Origin of the sequence: Mesorhizobium erdmanii (assembly GCF_013170725.1) — a bacterium.
GTDB classification, from domain to species: Bacteria; Pseudomonadota; Alphaproteobacteria; order Rhizobiales; family Rhizobiaceae; genus Mesorhizobium; species Mesorhizobium erdmanii.
Map to the genome: position 1 here is coordinate 2,265,910 of NZ_CP033361.1, position 19,670 is coordinate 2,285,579.

Annotated in this window: 19 protein-coding genes, 1 tRNA gene and 1 pseudogene; 6 read left to right on the forward strand and 15 right to left on the reverse strand. The window is 59.7% G+C overall.

What is annotated here, in order from left to right; translation table 11 throughout:
• Positions 1 to 16 precede the first annotated feature (16 nt).
• Together ppaT and pldH are read left to right on the forward strand one after the other, a co-directional pair.
• Positions 17 to 1,195, forward strand: coding sequence for a pyridoxamine--pyruvate transaminase (gene ppaT, locus EB233_RS10905; protein ID WP_064988876.1), 1,179 nt, complete (start codon positions 17 to 19; stop codon positions 1,193 to 1,195).
• A 37-nt stretch (positions 1,196 to 1,232) separates the two neighbouring features.
• On the forward strand, positions 1,233 to 1,979 hold the full coding sequence (pldH, locus tag EB233_RS10910; protein WP_064988875.1) for a pyridoxal 4-dehydrogenase, SDR-type: 747 nt from the start codon (positions 1,233 to 1,235) through the stop codon (positions 1,977 to 1,979).
• Positions 1,980 to 2,136: 157 nt separating this feature from the next.
• Here the strand turns inward: pldH and EB233_RS10915 are convergent, their stop codons facing one another.
• Together EB233_RS10915 and EB233_RS10920 are read right to left on the reverse strand one after the other, a co-directional pair.
• A complete protein-coding gene (locus EB233_RS10915; protein ID WP_064988874.1) occupies positions 2,137 to 2,361 on the reverse strand; it encodes a hypothetical protein in 225 nt (74 codons plus the stop codon).
• Positions 2,362 to 2,507: 146 nt separating this feature from the next.
• On the reverse strand, positions 2,508 to 2,870 hold the full coding sequence (locus EB233_RS10920) for a YARHG domain-containing protein (RefSeq protein ID WP_155765314.1): 363 nt from the start codon (positions 2,868 to 2,870) through the stop codon (positions 2,508 to 2,510).
• Between the two features lie 269 nt (positions 2,871 to 3,139).
• Here EB233_RS10920 and EB233_RS10925 point away from each other — a divergent pair, with 269 nt between their 5' ends.
• Complete coding sequence (locus EB233_RS10925) at positions 3,140 to 3,472, forward strand: SPOR domain-containing protein (RefSeq protein WP_171892223.1); 333 nt, start codon at positions 3,140 to 3,142, stop codon at positions 3,470 to 3,472.
• Between the two features lie 70 nt (positions 3,473 to 3,542).
• On the opposite strand, the gene EB233_RS10930 is transcribed toward EB233_RS10925, so the two are convergent.
• The 11 genes and pseudogenes from EB233_RS10930 to EB233_RS10980 form a co-directional block, all read right to left on the reverse strand.
• Positions 3,543 to 3,842: a hypothetical protein gene (locus EB233_RS10930; RefSeq protein WP_155765312.1), complete on the reverse strand. Its 300-nt coding sequence runs from the start codon at positions 3,840 to 3,842 to the stop codon at positions 3,543 to 3,545.
• 157 nt (positions 3,843 to 3,999) lie between these two features.
• Positions 4,000 to 4,982 (reverse strand): annotated as a pseudogene (gene galE, locus EB233_RS10935) (UDP-glucose 4-epimerase GalE).
• Positions 4,983 to 5,175: 193 nt separating this feature from the next.
• Positions 5,176 to 5,751: a DUF995 domain-containing protein gene (locus EB233_RS10940; RefSeq protein ID WP_171892224.1), complete on the reverse strand. Its 576-nt coding sequence runs from the start codon at positions 5,749 to 5,751 to the stop codon at positions 5,176 to 5,178.
• Between the two features lie 8 nt (positions 5,752 to 5,759).
• Complete coding sequence (locus EB233_RS10945) at positions 5,760 to 6,677, reverse strand: glycoside hydrolase family 26 protein (RefSeq protein ID WP_246298425.1); 918 nt, start codon at positions 6,675 to 6,677, stop codon at positions 5,760 to 5,762.
• A 129-nt stretch (positions 6,678 to 6,806) separates the two neighbouring features.
• Positions 6,807 to 8,315 carry a UDP-glucose dehydrogenase family protein gene (locus tag EB233_RS10950; RefSeq protein WP_064988872.1) on the reverse strand — a complete coding sequence of 503 codons (1,509 nt, stop codon included), beginning with the start codon at positions 8,313 to 8,315 and terminating at the stop codon, positions 6,807 to 6,809.
• An 18-nt stretch (positions 8,316 to 8,333) separates the two neighbouring features.
• The gene (locus EB233_RS10955; RefSeq protein ID WP_064988988.1) at positions 8,334 to 10,193 is read right to left on the reverse strand and encodes a glycosyltransferase family 2 protein; all 1,860 of its coding nucleotides are present in this window, start codon (positions 10,191 to 10,193) and stop codon (positions 8,334 to 8,336) included.
• A gap of 26 nt (positions 10,194 to 10,219) precedes the next feature.
• Positions 10,220 to 11,239, reverse strand: a complete 1,020-nt coding sequence (locus EB233_RS10960) for a UDP-glucuronic acid decarboxylase family protein (protein WP_064988871.1) — start codon at positions 11,237 to 11,239, stop codon at positions 10,220 to 10,222.
• A gap of 303 nt (positions 11,240 to 11,542) precedes the next feature.
• Positions 11,543 to 11,968, reverse strand: coding sequence for a L,D-transpeptidase (locus EB233_RS10965; protein WP_244277620.1), 426 nt, complete (start codon positions 11,966 to 11,968; stop codon positions 11,543 to 11,545).
• A 389-nt stretch (positions 11,969 to 12,357) separates the two neighbouring features.
• On the reverse strand, positions 12,358 to 12,981 hold the full coding sequence (gene fixJ / locus EB233_RS10970) for a response regulator FixJ (RefSeq protein WP_064988869.1): 624 nt from the start codon (positions 12,979 to 12,981) through the stop codon (positions 12,358 to 12,360).
• Positions 12,971 to 14,476 (reverse strand): PAS domain S-box protein, encoded by a 1,506-nt coding sequence (locus EB233_RS10975; protein WP_064988868.1) that lies wholly within the window; start codon positions 14,474 to 14,476, stop codon positions 12,971 to 12,973. The genes fixJ and EB233_RS10975 overlap by 11 nt, the downstream gene beginning before the upstream one ends.
• Positions 14,477 to 15,049: 573 nt before the next feature.
• Positions 15,050 to 15,126: transfer RNA gene (locus EB233_RS10980), tRNA-Met, on the reverse strand.
• A gap of 240 nt (positions 15,127 to 15,366) precedes the next feature.
• On the opposite strand from EB233_RS10980, the gene EB233_RS10985 reads away from it, so the two are divergent.
• Positions 15,367 to 16,326 carry a Gfo/Idh/MocA family protein gene (locus EB233_RS10985; RefSeq protein ID WP_064988867.1) on the forward strand — a complete coding sequence of 320 codons (960 nt, stop codon included), beginning with the start codon at positions 15,367 to 15,369 and terminating at the stop codon, positions 16,324 to 16,326.
• A gap of 62 nt (positions 16,327 to 16,388) precedes the next feature.
• Here the strand turns inward: EB233_RS10985 and mnmA are convergent, their stop codons facing one another.
• A complete protein-coding gene (mnmA, locus tag EB233_RS10990) occupies positions 16,389 to 17,579 on the reverse strand; it encodes a tRNA 2-thiouridine(34) synthase MnmA (protein WP_064988987.1) in 1,191 nt (396 codons plus the stop codon).
• Between the two features lie 289 nt (positions 17,580 to 17,868).
• On the opposite strand from mnmA, the gene sciP reads away from it, so the two are divergent.
• Positions 17,869 to 18,144 (forward strand): CtrA inhibitor SciP, encoded by a 276-nt coding sequence (gene sciP / locus EB233_RS10995; RefSeq protein ID WP_006203587.1) that lies wholly within the window; start codon positions 17,869 to 17,871, stop codon positions 18,142 to 18,144.
• A 69-nt stretch (positions 18,145 to 18,213) separates the two neighbouring features.
• On the opposite strand, the gene EB233_RS11000 is transcribed toward sciP, so the two are convergent.
• Positions 18,214 to 19,140 carry an NADP-dependent oxidoreductase gene (locus EB233_RS11000; RefSeq protein ID WP_064988866.1) on the reverse strand — a complete coding sequence of 309 codons (927 nt, stop codon included), beginning with the start codon at positions 19,138 to 19,140 and terminating at the stop codon, positions 18,214 to 18,216.
• Between the two features lie 90 nt (positions 19,141 to 19,230).
• Between EB233_RS11000 and EB233_RS11005 the strand changes: the two genes are divergently transcribed.
• Positions 19,231 to 19,629, forward strand: a complete 399-nt coding sequence (locus EB233_RS11005) for a winged helix-turn-helix transcriptional regulator (protein WP_027056919.1) — start codon at positions 19,231 to 19,233, stop codon at positions 19,627 to 19,629.
• Positions 19,630 to 19,670: the final 41 nt, after the last annotated feature.

The following is a 19,670-nucleotide window of genomic DNA, read 5'->3' on the forward strand; positions in this document are numbered from 1 at the left end:
ATGGGGAGACAAGACCATGCGCTATTCCGACCATGCCGAACCGGTCATCACGCTGACCGCAGGGCCGGTGAACGCCTATCCTGACGTACTGCGCGGCCTCGGCCGCACCGTGCTCTACGACTACGACCCAGCGTTCCAGCTCTTCTACGAGAAGGTGATCGGCAAGGCGCAGAAGGCCATGCGGCTGTCGAACAGGCCGGTCATCCTGCATGGCGAGCCGGTGCTTGGCCTGGAGGCCGCCGCCGCCTCGCTGATCGCGCCCGACGACGTCGTGCTCAACCTGGCCTCAGGCGTCTACGGCAAAGGGTTTGGCTATTGGGCGAAACGCTATTCGCCACACCTGCTCGAGATCGAAGTGCCCTACAACGAGGCGATCGACCCGCTGGCGGTCGCTGCAATGCTGAAGGCGCATCCCGAAATCACCGTCGTTTCCGTCTGCCACCACGACACGCCGTCCGGCACCATCAATCCGATCGACGCCATCGGCGCCCTGGTTTCGGCGCATGGCGGTTATCTCATCGTCGACGCCGTTTCTTCCTTCGGCGGCATGAAGACGCATCCCGAGGATTGCAAGGCCGATATCTATGTCACCGGTCCCAACAAATGCCTCGGCGCGCCTCCGGGCCTCACGATGATGGGCGTCAGCGAGCGGGCCTGGGCCAAGATGAAGGCCAATCCCCTGGCGCCGCGCGCATCGATGCTGAGCATCGTCGACTGGGAAAATGCGTGGTCGAGGGATGAACCGTTTCCGTTCACGCCGTCCGTCTCCGAGATGAGCGGCCTCGACGTCGCGCTCGACCTCTACCTTGGTGAGGGGCCGGAGGCGGTGTGGGCGCGCCACGCGCTCACCGCCAAGGCCATGCGCGCGGGCGTCGCCGCGATGGGCCTGTCGATCTGGGCGGCCAGCGACACGATCGCGTCGCCAACCACGACCGCTGTCCGCACGCCTGAAGGCGTCGACGAGAAGGCGCTTCGCCAAGCCGCGCGGGCGCGCTACGGCGTGGTCTTCTCGTCGGGGCGCGGCGAGACATTGGGCAAGCTGACGCGCATTGGCCACATGGGACCGACCGCCCAGCCGATCTATGCGATCGCGGCGCTGACGGCGCTTGGCGGCGCCATGAACGCTGCCGGACAGAGACTTGCGGTCGGCAAGGGCATCGACGCGGCGCTGGCCGTCATCGACGCCGACGCCTGAATACAAATCATCAGATGCGCATTGAGGGAGAAATTTCATGACTGAACGGCTTGCGGGAAAGACGGCCTTGGTTACTGGCGCCGCACAGGGCATCGGCAAGGCGATCGCGACGCGGCTGGCGGCCGACGGCGCGACCGTCATCGTCAGCGATATCAATGCGGAGGGGAGCAAGGCGGCAGCCGCATCGATCGGCGGCAAGGCGAAGGCGATCGCCGCCGACATTTCCGATCCGGCATCGGTCAAGGCACTGTTTGCCGAAATACAGGCACTGACCGGCGGCGTCGATATCCTGGTCAACAACGCCAGCATCGTGCCGTTCATCGCCTGGGACGACGTCGACCTCGACCATTGGCGCAAGATCATCGACGTCAACTTGACGGGTACTTTCATCGTTACCCGCGCGGCGACGGACCAGATGCGGGCGATGAACAAGGCTGGACGCGTGATCAGCATCGCCTCCAACACTTTCTTCGCCGGTACGCCCAACATGGCGGCCTATGTCGCGGCCAAGGGCGGCGTCATCGGCTTCACCAGGGCGCTGGCCACCGAGCTTGGCAAGTACAACATCACGGCGAACGCGGTGACGCCGGGCCTGATCGAAAGCGACGGTGTCAAGGCGAGCCCGCACAACGAGGCGTTCGGTTTCGTCGAGATGCTGCAGGCGATGAAGGGCAAAGGCCAGCCCGAACATATCGCCGATGTCGTATCGTTCCTGGCGAGCGAAGACGCCCGCTGGATCACCGGCCAGACACTGAATGTCGACGCTGGAATGGTCAGGCACTAAACGAGATATAGCGGTTCGTCGTTTCCGTGAAACGATGGACCGTTATGGAGGCAATCTTCAAATCGATAGGCATGGGGGATGGCGACCCGCCTAGGACTATGTGAATTGAATCGACTCGAACGAAAGCGGGCTGCAAAGACCGGTAGGAATGAGGGGGTCAGATCCGAAAACTGCCCACGACGCGACACGGCGGCTTTGCGCCTTCAATCTCGTCATTCAGCAGCACAATCGTTATGCGATGAGCTGCCGTCCGATCGCGTAAGCGCTTCCGCCCCTCGACTTCCGGATCTCTCGACTCCATCGCCACTTCGATCTTGACCAGAATGGTGTCGCGATCGCCGGCGCCGGCGGAAGCCTTCTCGACGGCCTCCTTGCGGCGCATTCGGAAGATCGGCCACGGACCGGGACCAAGGAAATCTTCTCGCGGCACTCTTTTATGCTGTTTCCTCGTCAATCTGCGTTGATATGATTCAAATTTATCGCAATTGTCACCCGCAGACACGCGCAGAGAGGCCGAGCCGCTGGATGTCAATGGCAACCCTTTATTCGCTCAGCGCGTGCGATGGCCGTGATATTGGATCGTTCGATAGAAGACAGCGGTACCCTGTTGGCGTCCTCGTATCGACAACCCTCGTTGCCGAAAAACGCTTTGCCCTGGGCTGTGTGGAAACAGTATTTGCGCTCTGCCAAAATTCGGTTGCGAATTTCCCACAGGAACTGGCAATTCGGACCGTCGGGTTCGGGGACGGCAAGATAATCATCGAAATGTCTTGAGAACAAATTCCGATCTGAACAACCAAGAATGTCGTAGCAGTCAGCCATCGCTGGGCCAGATATGGCGATTGTCAGAACGGCTGCCGCACCGAACAATCGAATGACCCTGCTCATCATATCAGCCGCCCACAAAATAATAGAATAATCAGATCACATAATTTCGGAGCGGCGTTGATCTGCGTCAAGAAGGCGCTAGCCACGTCATGATCCCTTGCAGCTCCAAGATTGACATTGGATTTCGTCGACGAATTCAAGGCTAGTGCAGTGCGGGAGCATTGTTTGATCAATCGTCGTGCGTTCAGGGTCGTGCCCAAAAGGAGGCAGCCGGCATGATGAGGAACAGGAGCGCTACCAGCATGCTCCGGCCGGAACGCGTGATAGGACTCATGCTGTCACTGGGCGTTGTTTCATTTTGCAATTTGGCTGAAGCTCAAAGCGACCGTGGCTGGTGGGTTGTAGTGGGTTCCGTCCCGTCGCCGGGCAACGCCATCACCGCTGCATCAGAAGTCGCCGTCGGTCGTATCGCAGTTGCCGCTCGCCGCTGCGGATTGGATCCGTTCGAAGACTTCTCGAGCAAGTTCAGCAATTTTAAGGCTGGCTATCTGGTAGTCGTCGTCGGTGCCTACGGATCTAAGGCAGTCGCCGACCAGGCTTTGGCGAAAGCTAAGGAGTGTCTGCCAGACGCTTACCTAAAGCAGGGCTCTTACGCGGGCGATTAGTCCGACCAAGACGAAGGAGACGCGAGCACCGATCCTGATCAGCGCCGCGAAATCAAAGCGTGATCCGTCGTTATTTCGAGTTTTGCAGGCTTGCGCGAAGGAAGCAGCTCGCTGTCTTGCCAAAACCGCTATACGTGCAGATGTATGGGGCACTTCCCAAATATGCATACTTCGAAGTTGCCACCGAAGATTTGGTGGTCACTGGTGCGTTGGGATGTTTTATGGTGACGGTTGGGAGGAAGGGCGTCTCATGGGCCTGACCCTGCGAGACAAAGCCGATGGCGTTTGCCAATGCTGCCGCAGCAATCAGTTGCCGTCCCAGCCTGTGAACGCGTTTGAAATTCATGCCGGCCATTTCCTGCCTATCCATGTTCGCTCCGTGAGAGAATCCGAATCAGTCTAGCCGAAATGCCACCAGATTGCGGCAATTCAATTAAGAACGCCTGACTGCAACCGGTATCATTGTATCTTCTGTCGACGTGGTCGATCGGCCGTCGTGAGCAATTCACCAACGACGGCCAGCAGCGCTATGTGGAAGCCTGCTGCAGCCTGTGCCAGTTCCAGGCTGTGCGCACGATATCGTCCAATGCGAGGATCGCTGGTTCCCAACCCAGCACTTCTCGCGCTCGAGTGGCGTCACTGACCAGAATTGGCGGATCTCCCGGCCTGCGTGCGCTGATCTGAATAGGAACTCTGAGGCCTGTCACACGCTCCACGGCCTCGACAATCTGTTGGACGGAATAGCCTGTTCCCGTTCCCAAATTGAAGGCACCTGATGGCATGCCTTCTTCAAGTCCCTGCAGCGCTCTGACATGGGCGTCGGCTAAGTCGCTTACATGAATGTAGTCGCGAATGCAGGTGCCATCTGGCGTGTCGTAGTCATCGCCAAAAATGACCAGCTTATCGCGGTGACCGGCGGCAGCGTCGAGCGCCAGGGGGACGATGTGTGTCTCCGGAGCATGGTCTTCGCCGATCTCGCCCCCGAGGTCGTCACCTGCCGCGTTGAAGTAGCGCAGCGCTACCCATTTCAGAGAATGCGCCAATTCGAAATCCTGCAGCATTCGTTCGACGACCAGCTTCGACATGCCGTAGGGATTGATCGGGTTCTTCGGCGTCTCTTCGACAATCGGAACTTTGTCCGGAATGCCGTAGATAGCGCAACTACTGGAAAATACGATCTTGCCGATTGCGTGGTCTCGCATGGCTTCGATGACCGAAAGACTGCCAGCGACGTTGTTGCGGTAATATCTGCCAGGATCGATGACGGATTCTCCGACATAGGCGTAGGCAGCGAAATGAATGACCGCCCGCGGCTGGTACTTTACGATGACTTCGTTCAATCGCCTCCGGTCGAGAATATCGCCGTGTTCGAAAGGACCCCAGCGCAACGCCCATCTGTGGCCATTGACGAGATTGTCATAGACGACCGGCAATAGCCGGACGATGCAAGCGCCTTGCAGGTGTGCGAGCCGACGTAACCCGCGCTCCCGGTGACCAGAATGTTAGTCATTGGTACAGTCCCTGTGGAGCATTGGACGCACGACGTCTTTTTGTCGATCTTGCTTTAGCTTTTTCAAGGACCGTCGCGGCGCCGGCTTTAGGTTCAAGAGGAACTGCGGCTCCTTGTATCGTCGATGACAAGGAGCCGCCCCCTCAGCCTTTGGTTCCAGCTGTCTTATCGCCGGATCGCATCCGGCTGACCCTCAGCGGCCAAACAGATGGCACAGGAGGGGTACTGTGCCGTTCGTAGAGCATTTCGGTGTCGGCGCATTCTCCGTGACAAAGCGCTTGTTTCGCCGATAGCGGGCGGAAACATGGTCACCCACCTTCAGCTTCGTTATCTCGTCATCACGCGCGATCGGACGATGGCTGAAAACATACCAGGTCCCGTCGGGCACCTTGCGCTGGTATATATTTTTGCCGTCCGTCCGATGCTCGAAGCATTTCAGGGATATGCTGCTGCCGCCGACAGCAGTCCAAGTTGCGCGGAAGCATAGTCGTCCTTGGTCGGTCAGAAACCACACCCCGTCGGCGTATGAAGCCTTCAGACCCGAATTGACCGAGGAGGTGAATTCGCGTTTCGATACCTTGAAATATGCCGCACCATCTTTCCACATCCACGATCTATTCCCGTATAGAGAATGGAGTTCATTCGTGGTCAGGACGCGTGCACGCTCGGCTGCCGATGCGCTTTCATCGGATGGCCCTGCAGCGACCGAACTCACCGATGAGGCCCCGGCCGCGACAAAGAACGTCAGCGCGGCAACAACTATTCGCATGGCAGATTTCATTGAGGTGCCTGCCTCACGGGATAGCCGGCCTGATTCCGCACGACGCGCCAGTTCGGATAGCCAAGACCATGCGGCCAGGCCCAAATTTCCCGGTCGTTGAAATATACGACTTCCTTCAGTTGCGGATACTGCGGGAAGTTCTGCGTCACGTCCTGGGCCCATTTGGTAACGTAATCGAGATTGCCTTCGTACCCGAGCTCGGCGACCCAGATGGGCTTGCCGTAGCCAACCGTCAGGTCATAGCCTTGCTTCAACGCTTCGGCGAAGGAGCGCGGCTTGCCATAGGCGATCTTGTCGTATTCGTCGTAGCCAAACACCGACAGGCCGACAATGTCGACATATTCGCTGCCCGGATAATACTTGGGCAGGTTCTTCTCTCCCTTGGGCGACCACATGACCTGCGCCTGAGGCAAGATCTCGCGGATAATGCCGTGCATGCGCCTAAACGCCTTGATGTAGTCGGCAGGTTTCCAGTTGGCCCAGGTGAAGCGGCCGGACGGGTTGTCCATTTCCTGTGCCCAACGAATGACGATCGGGCTCTTGAAGCCCGACACGGCGTTCAGGACCGCGCGCATGTTGGCGTCGTATTTGCCCGACAGAATACCGTTGCGCAGTTCTGCCGTGCTGATGTTCCAATCCTTCGCCCAAGACCAGGGCTCGATCGTGATTAGGACCTTCCTGCCGCGCGCGCTGGCATACTCGTCCGCAGCGCCCAAGCCCTTGAGCTCGACATCCTGCCAAGGGAGGAAGAGATGTTCGGTCACAACAGTCTTGTCTTGGCTGAAGTCACCATACGGATCGTAGGATCCGAATTTTGGGCCGTCCGCGTGTATTACTGGCCTCTTGTCCTTCGTCAGGTCGCGTCCTGCTAACGCGTCCTGAGCGGCTGCCGGCCCGAATGACAGAAGTGGCATGACAGCCGCAGTGACAGCCGAAGTCAGGAGAAAGACTCTCCTTGATGCAAGATATGGCTTTCTGTTCACGACGATTCCCTTGGAGCGTTGTTGATCTGGCGCATCGTAAATGGTGCGTCTCATATTCCTTTAGGCGATCTCAAAATTCTCATCCTTGCGCTCGATCAATTCGCCGAAAAGCTGTTCCTCTTGGTTGACATATTGAGATGGCAAGCCGCCTTGCTTTTGGTATGCGGGAAGTGACCTGCCTCTATGGGTACCCGCGGCAATGTCCTGAGCCAGGAATGTTGGGGCATAGGCATCGACCGGATGGGGTTCGGAACCAAGCCTGCCGATCGTTTCGACGACAAAGCCCTGTCGCGCCGCTGCCTCCGGCGGATAGATCCGACGCAAGTCGATCATCACAGGTGACTCCATGATTGAGGCCAGGCGGGCGAGATCCAGATGCTTGAGGACCTCCCAGTCCGTCATGAAGACGACCGCATCGGCCTGTGCCGCGCACCCATAGGGATCTTCATGGAAGGTCACGTCTTCGAACAGAGTTTTGGCGTTCGCCTCACCCTGCGGATCATAGGCGTGTATTTCGGCGCCGGAGCGCTGCAGCAGTTCGATCATCGGGATGGCTGGCGAGTCCCGCATATCGTCGGTATCCGCCTTGAAGGTCAGTCCGAGGATTGCAATCTTCTTGCCTTCGACATTCCCGTGCAGAACATGGCGGACCTTCATTGCCATTCGCCGCTTCCTGGCGCTATTGGCCTGAACTGTCTCTTCGACGATCCGCAGTGAGACGCCATGCTCCTGAGCTGTGCGGATCAAAGCCAGCGTATCCTTTGGAAAGCATGACCCTCCATAGCCTGGCCCGGCGTGCAGGAAATGCGGACCGATGCGGCTATCCAGCCCGACACCCAACGCGATATCGGCCACGTCGGCTTCGACGGCCTCGCACAGATCGGCCATTTCGTTGATGAAGGTGATCTTGGCCGCCAGGAATGCATTCGACGCGTACTTGATCAGCTCGGCGCTGCGGCGGCGAGTGACAACAACTGCGTGGCCGCGCGCCTTGAGTGGCTGATAGATGGCGAGCAGTGTGGCCTTTGCACCCTCGTCTTCGGTTCCGATCACCACCCTGTCCGGATTCGTGAAATCGTTGATAGCCGAGCCTTCCCGAAGAAACTCCGGATTCGAGACGACGGGGATATGCTCGCCTGGGCGAGCGTCTTCGACAATGCGTTCGACGATGTCTCCGGTCCCGACCGGCACGGTCGATTTGGTGACGATGACTGCCCCCGGACGGATCACTCTCGCGATCTGCCGCGCGCATTCAAAAACGAAGGAAAGATCGGCCTCACCATCTGTCTTGCTGGGTGGTGTTCCGACCGCGATGTAGGCCGCGTCGCAGCCGGCAACGGCATCGGCAACTTTGGTCGTGAAAGATAGATTCCCAGCCTTGACGGCCCGTTCGACGACTTCAGCAAGGCCGGGCTCGTATATTGGAATGCCACCGCGGTTGAGCAAATCGATGCGGCCCGCGTCAAGGTCTACGCATGTCACCCTGTGCCCCCAGTCGGCAAAGCACGCGCCGGCGACCAGCCCGACATATCCTGTACCGATGACGGCTATTCGTTTCGGGTTTTCCATTTCATGATCCTCGTTGTTTCAATCATTTGGAGTGCCGTCATCGAAGCCATGCCATTTCGGTTCGAAGCGGATGATCTGGCGGCCGGGTTTGCCGGCGCCGGCTCCAGCGGGCGCATAGACGGTCTTTGTCAGCGTGAACGCAGCGATGCCTTCGTTCATCGCCGCGAGCCCCTTCGGTCCGTTCACGAAGGCGGCCCCGAAAATCGTGAGCGCGATAAGCACCAGCGTAAGCGCCCTGCACAGGCCAAGCAGGGACCTCGGGATGACCGGCAGCCCATTTTCGCGGGCGTGGCGGTAAAGGACAAGCAATGTGAGTAAGCCGTAGAGGGCCGCCGTTATCAGGTTGAAGATATAGAAGCCTCCGGCCGTGCCGGGATCCTCGACGTGCCATGCGGTGAATGCGGATATGAGGGCAAGGACGACATAGGGTGTCGTCACCCGATAGGGCAGGGAATCCGTATGGGCCACTCCCTTCGGGGTGATGCGAAAATCGACAACCTTGCCGCTCAACCGGTCCCAGACAGCGGCGAGTGATCCAGAAAGAGCCCACGGCCAGCGCAGGAAGAGGAACGCTACACCTTCCCAGCTCAGGATCTTCGCATCGCCCGGACGGAAGAGGCCAGTCGAGCGCCACCAGTAAGCCAGGACGAGCAGCGTCAGGGAAAGCGGCAAAATGTGGATCTGGAAGTCGATATAGGTGACGTTCGCGAAATGTCTGCCCGTCGCCAGGGCAAGGATCGGCATGAAGAACATCGTCGCCATCATGCCCGAGAACATCGGGTACCACAGTTCGGAAAAGAGGAACTGGAAACGGATTCGCCCGTGTAGGCCTGAAATGTATCGCGGCATGTACTGAAGCAGGATGGTCATCAGGCTTCGCGACCACTGAAACTCCTGGACGGCCAGATCCGCGAATGTTTCCGGGCCTTCTCCATGCGCGATGGCATTGACGGCGTGGACGCCCCTCCACCCCCCTGAATTCATCAGCAGTGCCGTTGAATGATCTTCAGCTAGCTCCGGGCCGAGACCGCCCACGGCACGCAGCGCGGCTGTGCGAACCGTGTAATGGGATCCGATGCAAAGCGGCGCCCATCCGGAATTGTACCCGGATTGCAGGGCACCGTGTAGACTTGCTTCTGCGTACAGCCGCCCGCGCGCGGACCAGCTCTTGTCGGCATTGGCGTCGCAGATGCTGGGAGCTGAGACATAACCAACGGCCGGATCGGCAAAGGGGGCGAGCGCGTGCCTGAGATAATCCGGCGACGGGACGTGATCGGCATCGAATTGCGAAACGAAGTCATATTGTTCATACCCGAAGTGATCATAGAAATAGGCCAGGTTCCCCTCTTTGCAGCGGGTACGCCGAGGCCAGCTTTGCCGGTGATAGTCCGGCACGTCCTTTCGGCTTGAAACACGAACCCCATGTTTGCGACACCATTCGAGTGTTTCCGGCGCGGGATCTTCGTCGGCGAGCCAGGTGTCGTGACCGATGTCGCGCTGAGCAAGTGCGCCGCCGAGGGTTTTCCTCACCAGGGAAAACGGCTCCGACGGCGTCTTGGTGACAATTATCGCTACCCGCCAGTCGCTCGGCAACACGCCTGAGCCAGCGGGAATGCGGGCGTTGGCGAATATGAAAATGAAATACGCCGGGATCAGCGTGACCCAAAGCAGGACAATGGTGATGACTATGTATCTGCCTGTCGAAGCGATATGCTCGGGCTGCAACCACCAAAGCCAGAAGTAGGCTAGGCTCAGAACCCAAACTCCTATACCCAGCAAATTGATTGCCTTCCGGCGGCCAGCAAAAACCGCTTCGAACAGCGAGCCTTCGCTGCTCGCCCGACTTGGATCGGGCGTCGTCTGATTGGGCAGACCCAAGATGCTTTCGTAGGAATCAATCGAATCTAGCACAATGAGGCCGCCGAATCCTCGACGACACCGAGAGAGCCTCTGCCTCGATCCGGCCCGGCCGATGGCGATTGTACGACTAGCCTTTCGGCGAAAAAGCCGATCGTCCTGCGAAGTCCCTCTTCAAGTGCGATCCTTGGCTCCCAGTCGAGCTTGGCTTTGGCGCGAGTGATATCTGGGCAACGCACCCGAGGATCATCGACGACCGCGGGGAGGTGAACGATAGTAGAGGCAGAGCCAACCATGGTGCTGACCATTCGGGCGAGATCCAGAATGCTGATTTCGCGTGGGTTGCCGAGATTGATCGGGCCGGCGACAGGAGAGTCTGCCTTCATTAGCCGCGCCAAGCCCTCGACCATGTCGTCGACGTAGCACATGGATCGGGTATTGGACCCATCGCCGTACACTGTGAGATCCCGACCCCGGAGAGCCTGCACCACAAAGTTCGACACAACACGCCCGTCATCTTCGCGCATTCCGGGTCCATAGGTGTTGAAGATCCGTGCGACGCGCACATTCAGCCTGTGCACTCGCTCGTAGTCGAACACGAGACTTTCGGCGCAGCGTTTACCCTCGTCGTAGCAAGAGCGAGGACCCGTAGTAGAGACGTTGCCGCGATAACCCTCGGGCTGCGGATGGACCTCGGGATCGCCATAAACCTCCGACGTTGACGCTTGGACGAAGCGCGCCCCGTTGGAGCGTGCCAGTTCAAGCATGTTTCGGGTGCCGAGCACATTCGTGAGGGTGGTCTTGATCGGATCCGCCTCGTAAGCCGCTGGCGAGGCCGGACAGGCTAGATTGAAGATGCGATGCACATGAAGGTTGATGGGTCGCGTGACGTCATGGCGGATGAAACGAAGATTCCTATGAACCGCCAGGCGATCGACATGCTCCTGCGTGCCGGTGCTCATATCATCTAAACAGATAACGGCGTCTCCTTCGTCGAGGAGGCGCCTGCATAAGTGGAAGCCAATAAAACCCGCTCCTCCGGTAACCAGAGTTATCACCTGATTCATTCAGACACGCCCCAAACCCCAATCAGTTTGCCCATCTAATGAAGAAGGGGGTTCTCCTGCCTTGACTTACATCAAGGAATGCCTGCCGCCGCACGGGGGGAAGCTACTTGCGAAACGCGGGGGCCGGGGCCAGGGTGAGACTTTGGCGCGAAACTCTCGGGCTACGGATCAGACCGCAAGCCTCATCGGCATGAAAACGAAACAATGACGGGCAACGGGCCTGCGTCTATCCCTTGCCCGATCACCGCCGTGCTACATGTGAGCATGGGGGCCAAAGTAGCAGATGGGAGCTCCAGATCGGTCTCAACGTCTGATGACGATCGAGGTCGATTTCAAGCCATATGCCTGCACCAGATCAAATAGGATTCTGGCATTGTTGGGATGGAGACGGATGCAGCCGTGAGAAACTGGACGGCCCAATCGCTTAATCTCCGTCGTGCCGTGAATGGCGTAGCCGCCATAGAAGAAGATCGAGTGCGGCATGGGAGCATTCTCGTACTTGCTGGAATACCAGACCCGAGCGAGCCAGCCTGGATGAAACCTCCCCACGGGAGTTCGGTAGCCACGGCGAGCGGTCGACACCAGCCAACTATATGTAGGTCGTCCGTCAAGGGATACCGTCATCGTTTGATCTGAAAGATCGACGAGAATGCCAAGCTCGGCTGCAATGCCTGCGGCCGGTCGCCACAATGCGAAAAGCAAAACCAGCATTGGGACCAGCACGCGCACGACCTCAATCCCTCGAACCTGTAGTAAGGTGGTTCACGCTTTAACCAGCCAGGACCCAACCACACCTTGATTTAAATCATTTGTCCCGTGAGCAGTCTCCCCGGAGGTTGGTTAGCCAAATTGGTCAATACAACAGCAGCAAGCGATAGACGCCGAGATCGAGTGCTGTTCGCTTGTATCGATGCTCATTGGAGATCAGTTCCAAGAGCGCCAATCGATGGCGTGATCCTGCCGAGGCCGCAAAGGCACGATGGTCTCAATGTCCGAAGGTTGGCTGCCCGGAGCGGCGCGAAACACGGCCATAGCCAGAAGTGCAACAGCGCCTCATCGGGTGTTGGGAGGGCGGCCGTCTGCAAAGTGGCGCTTAACAACTCCGGAATTCGCCGAAATCACCCGCGCTTATCGAGCAAATTCACGGCGATTGCCATCCTAACAAGTTCTGGCAGGCTCCTGGCCTGCATCTTCGCCATGACGTTGGCGCGATGGATCTCGACCGTTCGCGGGTTGATGTTGAGATCGTAGGCGATCGTCTTATTCGCCAGCCCCGCGATCACGCCCGACAGGACTTCGCGTTCTCGGTCCGACAATTGCTCGAGCCTGGTGTGTAGTGCTGACAAGTCCTCATCTTTCGTTGCTTCGTCGAATTTGCTTACGGCCCGCTTGATCGCGTCGACCAGCACTTCGTCCTCGAACGGCTTTTCGATGAAATCGACCGCCCCGGCTCTCATGGCGGCCACCGCCATGGGGACATCGCCGCGGCCTGTGATGACGATCGAGGGCATCATTGCCCCCGTTTTGTTCAACCGCTCCAGGAGTTCCACGCCGCTCATGTCGGGCATGCCCAAGTCGGTGATGAGACAGGCGTTGCCACTATAGGGAGTTGCAGCAAGGAAACTCTCAGCTGACTCATGGATTTGTACGTTAAAACCCATCACGCTCAGCAGAAAACCAAGGGACCTGCGGACCGGCTCTTCATCGTCCACGATGTGGACCAAATAGGTGTCAGGTTGCATCCGACACCCCTTCTGGCGCGATGGGCAGGGACAGTCGGAACGTCGCCCCGCCGTTTCCGTTTCGGCGGGCTGCTATCTTGCCGCCATGCGCTTCGATGATGCGCTTGGAGATTGAAAGCCCGATACCCATCCCGCTGGCTTTGCTTGTGACGAAAGGCTGAAACAAATTGGCGGCGATCTCGTCCGAAATTCCTGGACCCGTATCGGCGACTTCGATCAGCATGTCGCCGTCGTCGCGGGCCGTGCTGACGATCAGCTCGCGCCTGGCGCTTTCGCGCATGGCCTCCATGGCATTGCGCATCAGGTTGATCAGGACTTGCTGAATCTGCACGCGGTCGACGAGAACATTCTCGGTGTGCTGAGCGAAATCAAACACTGACCGCACGCCTTGCTCGCGAGACCCGACCAGCGCCAGCGCCCCAGCCTCCTCGATCAGCCTGTGCAGATCTTCCGACGACTTATCTGTCTCGCCGCGCGTGACGAATTCGCGCAGGTGGCGAATAATGCCGCCTGCTCGAAGCGATTGCTTTGCTATCTCCTCCAGCGCGTCCCTCAATGGCTCGGCCGTCTTGTTATCGAGAGCCTTCAGGAATCGAACGCATCCTTGCGAATAGTTTGCAATGGCCGAGAGAGGCTGGTTGAGCTCGTGCGCAAGCGTCGAGGCCATTTCGCCAAGTTCGTTCAGACGGGCGAGCCGGGCCAGTTCGCTTTGGAGTTCCTGCAACCGTGCTTCGGATTCCTCGCGTTCGGTCAGGTCCTGGATGAAGCCCGTGAAGAACCTTCCCTCACCGGATTGCATCTCTCCGACAGAGAGCTTCATTGGGAAGGTCGATCCGTCCTTCCTGCGTCCGACGACCACGCGGTCGATCCCAATAATACGTTTCTCACCGGTCGCCTTATATCGTTGAATGTAGCCGTCATGCTGGCTGTTATACGGCTCCGGCATCAGTATGCGGACATTGATATTCAGAACCTCCGCCTCGGTGTAGCCGAACTGGCGAACGGCCGCCGCGCTGAAAGAGGTGATGAGCCCTTGCTCGTCAATCACGACGGTTGCGTCGGGAACCGTGTCCAAAATCGAGCGCAGATGCGCTTCGCGCGACTTCAGTTCTACCTCTGTCCTGTCCAGCGCACGGCGCGCGTGATGCAGCATCTCTCCCATCCAGGCGATGGTGAGCCCGACAAGGCCGAAGACGACAGCCTGCAGCCAACTGACTTGATCGAAACCGGTGAAATAGGCGGCCGAAGCGAATGAAAGAAGGACCGCAGCCAAGCCGGGACCGATACCGCCCAGGATCGCCGCCAGCAGGATGACCGGAATGAAAAGTATGAAGGCAAGGGTGGTGCCTAGAACACCCGTCAATGCAAATCTGACGGCGAACATGGCGACCACCGCGGCCACCGCAAGCAGATACCCATTGAGGCCCTCAAAGCGACGCGAGAACGCAGCCTGAAGCAAGCGCCCCTGAAATCCTGGGATGTCCCGTGCTGGCATCGATGTGCCTTTCGAGTTTAGGAGGCGCGCCGCCGAAGTCGGGGATGCTACAATAACATTTCGTCAACAATCGCGCGCACCTTATAATTCGAGACCAAGAACATGTTTGTCCGATCGCAAAGATAATTCCGAGCGCGATCCGGGCGCCATCGCTGTCGAGTCCAGCGTCGTCTCACCGATCGTGGTTTCAGCCAACGATGACCGCCGATGCCGCATTTCCTGTAAAAGCCCAAGCCAGGCATACAACTTGAGCGCTGCCTTTGTGAGCAACGCTCAACCATCATTTTTTGAAGCGCCCCCGCCGGAAACTGGCGTTTCGCACTGTTTTGTGCGGGATGCGGCTGGCTTGTTGCCGGTTTCGTGGACACCGAGATAAGGTGTTTGGAGTGCGGCCGAGGGCATTGCTTCTGGCGATCCCGAACGTGCAGAGGCAATGCGGGACTTGGTCGAAACTGTCACGGTGTTTCGAGGTCCGTCGAGAACCGACCGGGTTGAACGTGAAATCGCTGCTCGGCTGACGGCACTCTTGGCGAGCGTGCCTTCCCGCACGACGTCAAAGGAGTGGGTTTGAAGTGGTAGCGGGAGAGGGACTTGAACCCCCGACCCCAGGATTATGATTCCCGTGCTCTAACCAACTGAGCTACCCCGCCAGGGCGGCGACAGGCCCGAAATCCGCCTTAGATCAAAAGGCATTTCGAGGCGTTCGCCAAGGTCGCGCGGATATAAGGTTGGGAGGGCGAGCCTGTCAAGCTTCGAAGCATTCCATATCACCGCATATTCTCATTGCCGAAAAAGCTTTGCCGCGCCGACATCTGGTTGCAACCGCCGGGGTTGAGTTCGAACGGGCACGTCGCTATGTCTCGGCCACGAGTTTTTAGAGTTTGAAACAGATGAAGCCGCGCATTGCAGTCCTCGGTTGCGGATACTGGGGCTCAAACCACATCCGCACCCTCAAGGCGCTCGGCGCGCTGCATGCGGTTTCCGACGCCAACCGGGCGCGAGCCGAAGGTTTTGCCAGCGAACAGGATTGCCTGGCGATCGAGCCTGACCATTTGTTTGGCCGGGACGATATCGACGCCATCGTCATGGCCTTGCCGCCGCAGTTCCATGCCGACCTTGCCGTACGCGCCGCTGAAAGCGGCAAGGACGTGCTGGTTGAAAAGCCGATCGCGCTGACGGTGCCGGATGCCGAGCGCGCGGTGCAGGCAGCCAAGGACAATGGCCGCGTCTTCATGGTCGGCCACGTCCTGCGTTTCCATCCCGCCTTCGAGACGCTGAAGGGGCTGATCGACAAGGGCGAACTCGGCGAGGTCCGCTACATCCATTCGCACCGGCTTGGCCTCGGCAAGTTCCACACCGAGAACGATGCGCTGTGGGATCTGGCGCCGCACGATCTGTCGATGATCCTGGCCATTACCGGCACCGAGCCGATCGAGGTACGCGGCGAGGGGGCGGCGCTGCTCGACAGCCTCAGCGATTTCGCGCATCTGCACATGCGCTTCCCCAACGGCCTGCGCAGCCATCTCTTCGCGTCGCGGCTCAATCCATACCGCGAACGTCGGCTGACCGTGGTCGGCACCAAGGCGATGGCGGTGTTCGACGATGTCGAGCCGTGGGAGCGCAAGCTTGCCGTCTACCGCCACGCGGTCTGGCAGGACAGCGGCCAGTGGGCTTTCACCACCAACGAGCCGTCCTATGTCGCCGTCGCGCAAGGCATGCCGCTGACGCGCGAACTGGAGCATTTCATCCAGTGCATCGAGACGCGGGCCGAACCGCGCACCAGCGGCGAGGAAGCGATCAGGGTGCTGCGCATCCTGACGGCGGGCACGGTCACCCACACGAAGTCCTGAGACGTTTGGAAGCTCTGCTCCGGCGGCCATCGCCAGAGTGGATTTCGAACAGCGCCGAGGATCTACTCGGCGGGAACCTGCGCCGGCCGAGCGGCAAGCCGGCTCAGCATGGCCTCGGCTTCGGCGCCGCGCTCGGAGCGCTCGATGAAGCCGCCGCCGAAGACACGGGCCTCGTTGCCGTCGTCGGAATAGAGCACGCAGGCCTGTCCAGGGGCGATGCCGGACTCGCCGTCGGCCAGTTCGACCGTCGTCACGCCTGCGATGTGACGCAGCACCGCCGGACGCGGCGGCCGGGTCGAGCGCACCTTGGCGAACAGCTCGAGGCCGCCGGCGGGAACATCGGCAAGCGGTCGGTCACCAAGCCAGTTCATGTTGCGCAGATAGATCTTGTGCGTCTCCAGCGCCTCGCGCGGGCCGACAACGACGCGGGCCCGTTCGGCGTCGAGATGGACGACATAGAGCGGCTCGCCCGACGCGATGCCGATGCCGCGGCGCTGGCCGATCGTGTAGCGCAATATGCCCTCATGGCGGCCGAGCACGCGGCCGTCGATGTGGACGATGTCGCCCGGATTGGCGGCGGCCGGCTTTAGCTTGGCAATGATGTCGGAATATTTGCCCTGCGGCACGAAGCAGATGTCCTGGCTGTCCTGCTTGGCGGCAACCGTCAGTCCCATCTCCTCGGCAATGGCGCGGACCTGCGGCTTCGAAAGGCCGCCCAGGGGAAAGCGCAGATAGTCGATCTGCGCCTGCGTGGTGGCGAAGAGGAAATAGCTCTGATCGCGGTCGGCATCGACCGGCCGGTAGAGCGCGCGGTGGGCGCCATTGGCGCCGGAACGGATATAGTGACCGGTGGCAAGGGCATCGGCGCCCAGGTCCTTGGCGGTGGCCAGGAGATCGGCGAACTTCACCGTCTGGTTACACGAGACGCAAGGGATGGGGGTCTCGCCGGCGACATAGCTCTCGGCGAAGGGGTCGATGACCGCCTTGCGGAAGCGCTCCTCGTAATCGAGCACATAGTGGGGAATGCCCAGCGTCTCGGAGACGCGGCGCGCATCGTCGATGTCCTGTCCGGCGCAGCATGAGCCGGCCCGGTGCGTTGCCGCACCGTGATCGTAGAGTTGCAAGGTGACGCCGACGACATCATAGCCTTCGCGCTTCAGCAGGCCGGCGACCACGGACGAATCTACGCCGCCCGACATGGCGACGACGATGCGGGTGTTTTCGGGACGTCCGGGAAGGTCGAGACTGTTCATGATGCTTTCATTCTGCGTGGCGTCTGAATGCCAATGTCGAGAATATAGGTCAAGCTTTGCGGCGGCGCCAGCTTGCGGACCCATTCCCTCATAGCCTCGGATTTTCGCAAGCCAGTGTATTTCTTCGCGCTAAATCACGGCTTCAGGGCCGATGAATCAAATGCCCGCGAAAAGACTAACGCGGCATTCACGATCCTTACCTAGTCATTAGGGTCTGCTTAGGCAATTTTTAAAGCTGTGGCGGTAACGTGGCGGGGATTGGGTCTTTGAGTTTTTTGTAGAGAGTACGATGACCGATCTGGTTAGACCTAGAGTGAAGTATGTTATCGGGCCTGACGGCAGCCCACTTACGATTGCCGATCTGCCGCCGACGAACACGCGTCGCTGGGTTATCCGGCGCAAGGCGGAAGTGGTCGCGGCGGTGCGGGGCGGGCTTTTGAGCCTCGAAGAGGCATGCCAGCGCTATAAGCTGACCACCGAGGAATTCCTGTCCTGGCAGGCGTCTATCGACGAATATGGCCTTGCCGGACTGCGCACAACGCGCATCCAGCAATACCGGCACTAGAGCCGGTCTAAATTGCATCAAAGGGCGCCGCATGCCGCGCCCTTAAGTTTTCTAAGCAACCGTCGGCGGTCAGGCCGTCAGCACCACCTTGCCGATCGGCCTGGTGGCGAGAAACGCATGGGCGGCCCCCGCTTGTTCGAGCGGAAAGCTCTTCGCCACGTGGACGATGAGCTTGTTCTGGTCGATCAGCCGGCCAAGTTCCACCAGGCCTTCGCGATCAGGCACGACGGACATGCGCTCGACCCTGATGCCGCGTGCGCTGGCCTGCGCCCTGGTGGCATCGTTCACGTTCAGCAAGGACACCAGCACACCGCCGTTCCTGATGACCCGCAGCGAGCGATCGGCATGCTCGCCGCCCACCGGCTCCAGCACCAAGTCGATATCGCTGACCTGGCTGGTAAAGTCGCCCCTGGTGTAGTCGATGACCTCGTCGGCGCCGAGCTTGCGCACGAAATCGAGCTTGTTCGGGCTGGCGGTGGCAATGACGTAAGCGCCCCGCGCCTTGGCGATCTGCACCGCCAGATGGCCGACGCCGCCAGCCGCCGCATGCACCAGCACGCGCTGGCCCGATCGCAACGCGCCGTGCCTGACAAGGCCTTGCCAGGCGGTCAGCCCGGCCAGCGGCAATGCGCCTGCGTGGATGTGGTCCGCCGCCTTCGGCTTCAGCGCGATCTCGTCGGCTGGCACCGCGGCCAACTCGGCGTAAGCCGCCGCCTGCTTGGGGAAGTGCGGCATGCCGAACACTTCGTCGCCGACCTTGAGGCCACCGACGCCGGCGCCCAACGCTACGACGGTTCCCGACATATCCCAGCCAAGGATGAAGGGAGGCTCACCAAGCAGTGGATAATAGCCGGCGCGGACAGCGCCATCGACCGGGTTGACGCCGGCTGCCCGGACGCGAATCAGCACCTCGCCGTCTTTGGGCGAAGGGTCGGGCTGATCGGCAAGGACGAGAACGTCGGGTCCACCGACGGAAGCCTGAGTAACGGCACGCATGGCGAGGTCTCCTGATTGGTGAGTGCCGCTATCATTTGGATAGTAATATTCCCTTGTCCAGTATGTACCTCATCGATATATAGGTACCCCATGGATAGTGAAGATAACTCCTCCTTTGGCTACGACGCGTTCCGGCGGACATGTCCGTCGCACACCGTGCTGGAGATGCTGGCCAGCAAGTGGGTCTATCTGGTCGTCTGCGCGCTGCGCAAAGGCCGGTTGCGCAATGGCGAGCTTGCCCGCAAGCTCGAGGGCATCACGCCCAAGATGCTGACGCAGACATTGCGTGTGCTGGAACGCGACGGCCTGGTGCGGCGCGAGGTCTTCCCGGTCATTCCGCCGCGCGTCGAATATGAATTGACCGAACTCGGCCAGAACCTGGCGGGACTGCTTACCCAGATCAGGTCATGGGCGGAACAGCACGCGCCGGACATCAAGGATGCCCGGGCGCGGGCAACCGCCGCGAATGAAGGGGAGTGGGCCGCCTGAAGGCGGATGCTTCCTGCTCGAGCGAGCTTGGCCCTACTCAA